Raw genomic sequence first — 6,789 nt, forward strand, 5'->3', positions numbered from 1 at the left:
CTCGCTACCGCTCGTAACAGCAAACTGTCGTATAACAGCTACTTATGCGAAATTTTCAGCCCAAAACATCGCTACGCTCCGTCTTGGTCTGACAACTTCGCATCAAGCGCACCACATTAGACGAAATTACTGTGTGAATAATTTTTTTATCAATTTTTTTATGCCGAGAAAAATCATAGTCATAGGAACTTTACACGCTGGCATAACGCCGAACAATGAACTTAAAGAGGTTATTGAGAGTTTTAAGCCTGATCAATTATTAGTTGAAATAAACAATGATGATATTGTTAAAAACGATTTAAGTTCATATCCTCCCGAAATGATATTTGCGTTTGAGTGGGCTAAAAGTAACAATGTGAAAGTAGCGGGTTTCGATTCAACAATAGATGTTTTTCGGGAGGGCGTCACGCCTGAGAATAATCAAGCAATAATTGAAAAACAAAAAAAATTAATAAAAAAATTATCATGGAAGGATTTTAATAAAATCAAAAATGAAAAATTGCTAGATGTTGATGGTATGGACGAACTAACTGACAAAGACAAAGAGAGTGCGCGTGAAGTTGAAATGCTTAAAAACATTAAAGCGAATATCATAGAAAGTGGTACTGTTGTACTTATAACTGGGACTGCGCACCTTAATTTCTTTGAACGAACTATCAAGGACGCAATTTTCCCTTTTCGAAATTCACACAGCAACAACGTCTAACAACGCGATAAGCGGCTGCAGAATCTTTCTTAATTTTAACTTTCCTCTTACGCTATCGCTTAAAGAGAAATAATAATAAGGAAATTCTTTCGACCCAAATTGAGCTGACGATAACCACTGTTTAGTGATATACTGACTGTAAGCGAATTATCAATATTTAATTTATATATACACGCGCAACTTCGCTTCATCGGTGAACGTTATACAAAATTTGCTGTGACCACTCGCTACCGCTCGCAGGCCCCATCAAATTTTGTATAATGTGGTGCGCTTACCAGCATCTGCCATACGCCAATTTACTGCTACTCGCTCCTCTCGTAACAGCAAACTGTCGTATAACAGCTACTTATGCGAAATTGTCACCCCAAAACATCGCTACGCTCCGTCTTGGTCTGACAACTTCGCATCAAGCGCACCACATTATACGAAATTCACCCCAACCCCTAAATTTATATATTACTTTCTAATCTATTAAAATATGGATGAAAAAATTGAAAAAATCAAAGAAATAGTTAAAGAAGAACTTGCTTTTTGTTCTGCTCATAATTTTGACCATGTCATGAGAGTTTATAATTTGGCATTACATCTTGCTGAAAATGAAGATGTTGATTTAGATGTAATAAAAGCAGCCGCTTTACTTCATGACATTGGTGGTAAAAAAGAAGTTGATGATCCTACTGGAAAAACAGATCATGCTATTGAAAGTGCAAAAATGGCAGAACCTATTTTAAATAATTTAGAATATTCCAAAGATAAAATTAATCATATTCAAGATTGCATTATTTCTCACAGATATAGAACTGAAAATAAACCCCAAACAAAAGAAGCTAAAATCGTTTTCGATGCAGACAAATTAGAAACTGTTGGTGCAATTGGTATTGCAAGAGCATTTGTTTGGGTTGGAAGAAATAATGCACATATATACAAAAATGCAGACATTGAAGAATATGCCAAAGAAAATTTAGGTGGCAAAATTAATGGAAGAATCCAAAATAAAACCAAACATAGCCCACAAATTAATTGGGAAACTAAAGATAAACATATCCTAAATTATTTATATACTGATAAAGCAAAGCAAGTTGCAAAAGATAGAATGATTTTTTCTGAAAATTTTTTTAAAAGATTAGAAAGCGAAATTAATGGTAAGATGTAACGGGGTTGGGATGAACTCAAGGGGACGCTGCGCTTTCCTCTCTTCGGTCGTCACCCTCGTATAACAAGGATTATGAGGAAAATCTCTCGGCTCGAGATTTTCCCAAATTTGCTCCACTACGTTCCGCAAACTTCTCATAATCCCAACGTTGTACGAAATTTTGCCCAATAAATAATTTTTATGAATAATAATGAAAAAATTTTTCAGCCTGAGTATTCCTTGAAAAAGGAAAATATTTTTTCACTCTCCAAACTACCAGAATCACTAGGAGAAAGAAAAAAGTCCCTAGGTTGGCCCGTTGAAATTCAGGGCACTGGCAGAGTCAAGGAAGGCACAAAGGATTTTGAAGTGCATTATCCCGCTGGAGATGTTTTTCTTTCTCTTGGTGTTACTATTCACGAACTAGGTCATCTTAGACAAGAAGAATTTAATCCTGAAATTGATCAAATTGAGAAAGAAAAAGAATGGGGACATTATATGGAGATAAAAGAGCAAGATGCATATCAAAGAGGCCTTGAGAGAGTAAAAAAATATTTTCCTGAAACGCTTGATGAAATAGAGAAAAAGTTCCAGGAATATAAAAATCAAGGAAAGCTAAAAAATTTTTCTTCATTTGAAAATCTATATGACTTTTTACAAGGAACTATAAACATAAACAGAGCGTTAGCAACTATCCCAGAAATGGAAAATAAAGACGAAGAAGACAGATTAGAATATGAAGCCTTGAAGAAAGCGGATATAGAAAAATTTTTTAGCAATGTCAGAGAATCTCGCGTTGATGAAAAAATAGACGAAGAATGGATTGAAGATTTTATTTTGAAAATGGCTGAAAAAATTTCTAATGAACAATAAAAATTATTTATTGGGCAAAACTCAAGCCACGCTGCGCTCTCACCCTCACCTTTTATAAGTTATAATAATAAGGTATAGAAGGTGAGGGTTCGGGTCGTACAACAAGTAATAACTGGAAAATGCCTCAGCTCGGCATTTTCCCAAATTTTCTTTCGCCTTGCTCAAGAAAACTTCAGTTATCACTGACGTTATGTGCAATTTCCCTCTCAAAATGAGAATTTTTAGTTAGAAAAAGAAAAAGCCCTCTCTCAAAAAGTAAATAATAATATAAATACAAAACAATTACTTATTGTATGTTTAAAGATTTTGGATTAGTTGACAGAATTTATAATAAATTAGGTTCTTCAAAAAAAGATCATCTAATTGGAGATACAAATTTTACTAGAACTATTTTTAATGATGATTCTTCAGAAACTTTTGTTTGTTTTTTACCTTGGAGAGTAGGAATATCAGAAGCTCAAAAACTAGGATTAATTCCTAAAACTGCTAGAACTATTCTATATGAGGGACCAATTGGCTTTGCGAATTCAAATCCAGAAATAGCTAGGAAATTGCAAAGTGATATAGTAGAAGATATTAGGGAACAAAATCTAGGTAGATTTAGCGTTTTATCTTATAGTATTGGTACTTATCCTGGATTTTATATCGCTAATAATTTCCCAACTGATAAATTAATTGCCGTAGTTCCCGGTGCTAAATTAGGTGCTTGTATTTGGGATGGAATTGCAACTCAAAAAGTTAAATCATTAGCATCCAAAGACCATGGAATCATGTGCCATTCTGAATATGATAGCGTTTTGTATGGTACGAATCCAATTGAAAACATTTCTAATTTACCTTCAAACATTGAAATTCATTTAGCAACAAATGATAATTATATCAAAACGCATCATGGTGAAGCTTTAATAGAGGGTCTGATTGCACAAGGTAAAAATCCTAAAATTATAAAATATAATGGTAAAGGACATATATTGACTTTAGCAGAGTTTGGAAAAAATAATGTTTTATAATTGAATTTATTTAACGGTTTTAACTACTTTCGGGCTTTTTCTTTAAATATATGATCTAACTCATTTTGAGAGGTAAACTGTCGCTGCGCTCGTTCGAGTTGCACTCTCACCACATAACAGGTGTTAAGCGGTTCCGCCTTGCAGGCTCCACCCAAATTTTCCTACGGAAAACTTCGCCAAACACCAATGTTATGTGTAATTCAAAAATCCAAACTATTACAAAAATTTATAAATAATAACTATTAAATATAAAATATGAGAAACAAAATAATTTTAATGTCTTTTTTCTTAATATTCTTTTTAGTTGGTTGCTCTAATTTAAGAACTTCTAAAAATGAAATAAATAATTCTACATCTATTATTACCAACAATCCAATCAATACAAATATTTCATTAATTAATCAAAATTTAAATAATACAAAAATTGTGAATTCACTAAGTGGATATTTAATATTCAAAACAAAATCATGTGCTTTTAGAATAACTGACCCACCATATTTGCCAGAAACACCTTGTGCACCTGATTCTGGATACATAATATTATCCGAAAGCAAAGATGAGCTAAAAACCAATCCACTAAAAGAAAAAACTATACTTAATAAAAATCAAATTTTAGTATATTCTGTCCCTGACTCAGTCATTGATAGAATTGAATTTGGAAATATATACAACTTTAAAGGTTCAGTGAAAAAATATAATGATATTATATCTATTAAATATCTAGGCATAAAAGACATTATTGATTGCAAAGGGTTGGAAAATGAAATAATTACATTAATTAATAAGGCTAATCACTGTAATGTTGATTCAGACTGTATCTATAAACCAAATCTTGGTTTTAATAAAGGATGTGATAGGATTTTTAATAAAAATGAGGATTTAACAACTGTAAAACTTAAAGAGAAAGTATTTTCTGATTTTAAATGTTCATTTCCAGAAGTTACATGTCTTTCACCTGATAGAATTAATTTGAAATGTGAAGAAAATAAATGTGTTTCAGTACAGACTAATTAACGGGTTTGGATTTTTGAACTTCTCCGCTAACGCTCCGACCACGCTGCGCTTGAGCTCCATTTCATTCCACTCTGGACACATAACAAGAGATAAAAGGAAAATTGCTCAACTCGCAATTTTCCCAAATTTTCTCCGTTTCACTACGAAAACTTCTTTTATCCTGTAACGTTATACGCAATTCATAAAATATTTTCTTTTTAGTAGGTGTTTTGATAGGCCTTTAATAAAGAATTTAAATTTGATTTTTAATTAATTAAAAGGGGAAACCAGAGGTCGCTTCGCTCCAGTAAAATTTTTAAAATGAAAAAAATCGACTTACATATTCATACTATACCAACAATAAGCGATAGTGATTTTGTTTTTAGCTTAGAAAAACTTCAAGAATATATCGATAACGCACAATTAGATGCAATTGCTATTACCAACCACAACCTTTTTGATATCAAACAATTTGAAGCAATAAAAAATACTGTCAAAATAAAAACGTTTCCTGGAATAGAAATAAATCTAGAAAAAGGTCATATGATACTTCTTTATGATAACGATGACCTTGTAGACTTTGGAGTGAAATGTGATAAAGTTTCAAAAAAAATTATAACTCCAGAGAGTAGCATAAGCATTGAAGAGCTAAGAGATATATTTGGAAATTTAGATAATTATTTATTAATTCCTCATTTAGGGAAAAGCAAAAAAATAAGCACTGATACTATTGAGAAGTTAAAGGACTTTATAACGGCAGGTGAAGTTAGTAGTATAAAAAAATTCATCCGTGCAAAAAAAGAAGGATCAAGCCTAGTGCCTATATATTCTAGTGATATTAGAATTATGGATGGTCTTGAAGCTTTTCCCACAAAACAAACCTTCGTTGATTGCTCTGAAATAAGCTTACAATCTCTTAAATCTTGCTTCACAGATAAAGAAAAAGTTTCTCTTTCCGAAGAAGATGGAAATCATTTATTTAGAATTTTTGATACTGGCCAAAAACTTTCTACTGGCTTAAATATTGTACTTGGAGAAAGATCATCAGGTAAAACTTTCATGCTCGATAGAATAGATAAAGAACAAGGAAACACAAAATACATTAAACAATTTTCTCTAGTTCAAAATGATGAATCCGATGAAAGAGACTTCAATCGAGAACTGGGGTCAAGTCTTGAATTGTGAATTTTATTTTTAACACTTATTCATCCACGGTATGTAATTTATATTGTTCCAGGGTTAAATGTAATATTTGGGTATCTTAAGCAGTTTAGAAAAAAATAAAATTTTGGGAAATAAAAAAAGTGAACCTATGAAGAAAATAATTAAAAATATTAAAGAAGTAAAACCCTTAAAAAACGAAACCCATCGTAATGTTTGGTTGAGGTTTTTGTTGGTTATTTTGTTGTTTTTGGCTTATACAATTTATATTTCAACAAAATTTGGGGCTGGCGAAGGATTCTTATTAAGTTGGCTAACTTGGTCTTTTTTTGTATTATCTACTCCTGTCGCAGATGCTGGATTTTTGATTGGATTTCCTCTTCGTTTAATATTTAGGATAAGAATGTTTGTTTCAGAAATTTATGTTACAGGGGCTGCCATACTACTGAATATATTTGTTTATTTTCTAAATCCAAGCATATATAGCAAAACAGCTTTGTTGACTGTGTTTAAGAATATTATTGATCAACCATTCCCGATGTGGATTATATTTATCCTTTCAGGTGTCGGAACATTTATGTCAGTGAAATTTGGTGATGAGCTTTTTGATGTTGCAAGGCATAAAGACAGAACATACCATAAAAAACATCATAAAAAACAAAAATTTGTCATAATGTCTTTTGTTTTTGTTATAACCTTAGTAGTATATTATATTCTTTTAAATAAAATGGGGATTAAATTCAGCTAAACCAGACAGCCTCATACTGAAAGAATAAAGAAAGAATAAAGGGGTCAAAAGAATAAAGGGGTCAGGTACCTTTTCTTATTAATTATGATATCATTCCAGTATGGTAAGAATAATACGAGCTGCCGAAGATGGGATGATATATCATGTAATAAATCGTGCCAACGGC

The 6,789-nt window shown here is 31.8% G+C and carries 7 protein-coding genes; all 7 read left to right on the forward strand.

The genetic code is table 11. The features are described 5' to 3' along the window. Positions 1-706, forward strand: a 706-nt coding sequence (locus PF572_00775; protein MDA3839597.1) for a hypothetical protein, incomplete at its 5' end; no start/stop codon positions are given. A 478-nt stretch (positions 707-1,184) separates the two neighbouring features. Beyond that, entirely contained in the window at positions 1,185-1,859 is a 675-nt protein-coding gene (locus PF572_00780) for an HD domain-containing protein (protein ID MDA3839598.1), read from the forward strand. A gap of 180 nt (positions 1,860-2,039) precedes the next feature. Then, on the forward strand, positions 2,040-2,711 hold the full coding sequence (locus PF572_00785; GenBank protein MDA3839599.1) for a hypothetical protein: 672 nt from the start codon (positions 2,040-2,042) through the stop codon (positions 2,709-2,711). Positions 2,712-3,004: 293 nt separating this feature from the next. Next, entirely contained in the window at positions 3,005-3,721 is a 717-nt protein-coding gene (locus PF572_00790) for a hypothetical protein (protein MDA3839600.1), read from the forward strand. Positions 3,722-3,976: 255 nt separating this feature from the next. Next, complete coding sequence (locus PF572_00795) at positions 3,977-4,735, forward strand: hypothetical protein (protein MDA3839601.1); 759 nt, start codon at positions 3,977-3,979, stop codon at positions 4,733-4,735. A 300-nt stretch (positions 4,736-5,035) separates the two neighbouring features. Beyond that, the gene (locus PF572_00800; protein MDA3839602.1) at positions 5,036-5,899 is read left to right on the forward strand and encodes a hypothetical protein; all 864 of its coding nucleotides are present in this window, start codon (positions 5,036-5,038) and stop codon (positions 5,897-5,899) included. Between the two features lie 127 nt (positions 5,900-6,026). Continuing rightward, on the forward strand, positions 6,027-6,623 hold the full coding sequence (locus tag PF572_00805) for a hypothetical protein (protein MDA3839603.1): 597 nt from the start codon (positions 6,027-6,029) through the stop codon (positions 6,621-6,623). The last annotated feature ends 166 nt before the right edge of the window (positions 6,624-6,789 follow it).

The sequence above is a fragment of the Patescibacteria group bacterium genome, assembly GCA_027858235.1.
Taxonomy (GTDB): Bacteria; Patescibacteriota; Patescibacteriia; order Patescibacteriales; family BM507; genus BM507.

Excerpts from the sequence above, each read along its gene's own strand:
- PF572_00780 (MDA3839598.1), top strand. The coding sequence starts at position 1,185 with ATGGATGAAAAAATTGAAAAAATCAAAGAAATAGTTAAAGAAGAACTT.
- PF572_00785 (MDA3839599.1), top strand. The coding sequence starts at position 2,040 with ATGAATAATAATGAAAAAATTTTTCAGCCTGAGTATTCCTTGAAAAAG.
- PF572_00790 (MDA3839600.1), top strand. The coding sequence starts at position 3,005 with ATGTTTAAAGATTTTGGATTAGTTGACAGAATTTATAATAAATTAGGT.
- PF572_00795 (MDA3839601.1), top strand. The coding sequence starts at position 3,977 with ATGAGAAACAAAATAATTTTAATGTCTTTTTTCTTAATATTCTTTTTA.
- PF572_00800 (MDA3839602.1), top strand. The coding sequence starts at position 5,036 with ATGAAAAAAATCGACTTACATATTCATACTATACCAACAATAAGCGAT.
- PF572_00805 (MDA3839603.1), top strand. The coding sequence starts at position 6,027 with ATGAAGAAAATAATTAAAAATATTAAAGAAGTAAAACCCTTAAAAAAC.